The organism is Micromonospora sp. NPDC050695, from assembly GCF_040654415.1.
GTDB lineage: Bacteria > Actinomycetota > Actinomycetes > Mycobacteriales > Micromonosporaceae > Micromonospora.
The window spans coordinates 1-1,231 of record NZ_JBFAHZ010000156.1 but is presented as its reverse complement, the minus strand read 5'-3'; the positions used below and the strand labels follow the sequence as shown (position 1 = coordinate 1,231).

Annotated in this window: 1 protein-coding gene; it reads right to left on the bottom strand. The window is 67.4% G+C overall.

All coding sequences use genetic code 11. From position 1 onward, the window contains the following. Positions 1 to 25 precede the first annotated feature (25 nt). The coding region (locus tag AB0H52_RS32025; protein WP_357952041.1) for an IS1634 family transposase at positions 26 to 1,231 on the bottom strand (1,206 nt) is incomplete at its 5' end.

The window sequence follows — 1,231 nt, the reverse complement described above, 5'->3', positions numbered from 1 at the left end:
CCTGCATTCCGCACGTGGCTGATTGTCAACACCACTCGAGTGGGTCGATGTCGAGGAGTTCGAGGAGATGGAGTTGTAGGGGTGTGGGTTGAGGGATGGTGTGTGGGTTGCCGCTGGTCGCGGGGATGAGTCTCATGGTGGCGAGGGTTTGCAGGATGAGCCGGGTGGTCGGGACGGCGGGTCGACCGGCGTAGAGGCCAGCGATGGTGGTGCGGCCCAGAGCGGCCAGAGCGCGTCTGACCTGGCGTTCGATGAGGCTGAAGATGAGCAGGGCGAGGCAGACCACGGTGATCATGGCGGCGATCCGGCGGTTGTTCTTCAGGTAGATCGCGGCGACGGCGAGGGGGCCTTTGAACGCGGAGTAGCGGCGTTCGACGGCTTCCTGACCTTTGTAGTGCAGCAGGACCTGTCCGGCGTCGGCCTGGTCGGCGTCCAGGTTGGTCAGCAGCGCGTACCAGCCGTCGGTAGCCGCTTCGGCGTCGATGGCTGCCTGGTTGAAGTGCCAGGTCAGGGTGGGTTTACCGGTGTCCGGGCAGGTGCCGGTCGTGGTGCGTAGATAGGCGGCGACCCGGCGGGTCTTGGCGATCACCGCGAGACGGGTCTCGACCGCGGTGGCATCCGGGTAGTGGCGGGAACCGAGGCCGCGGGTCAGCCGGGCCAGGTCGTCGGCGGCCCGGTCGAGTTTCTTGGCCCGGGCGGTGGCCGCGGCTTGGGCTCGGGCCGAGGAGTGCACGAACACCCGGCGCAGGGTCAAGACCGGATCTTTCTTGCGGGGTCCGGCCAAGGTCATGGTGTCCTCGTACACGTGCCACGTCCCGAGCTTGTCCGGGTCTTTACCCTGATCACGGCCGGCGACGTAGTCGACCCGGGTGGCCTGGCCCAGATCCAGGCCGGCCAAGGTCTCGGCGCTGACGTAGACCTTCGACGCCGGGGCCACGAACGTCACCTCGTCGGCGTGCATCGCGGTCAGGTTGTCGTAGGAGACCAGCTTCGTGTCCCCGATGATCAACATCCGGCGAGAGGTGGCGATCTCCTGCAACGCTTTCATCATCGGGATGACCTGGGCGACCTCGCCCGCGCCGCCGTCGTACGCCCGGTGGAAGACCGGTACCGCGCCGTCGGCGGTCACCGCGATCCCGGCCTGGACCTGTTTCAAGTCCGGCCGGCGGTCTTTCGGATGCCCGAACTTCGGCGCCGGGAACGCCTCGTCGACCTGCTCGTACTCGCCGTG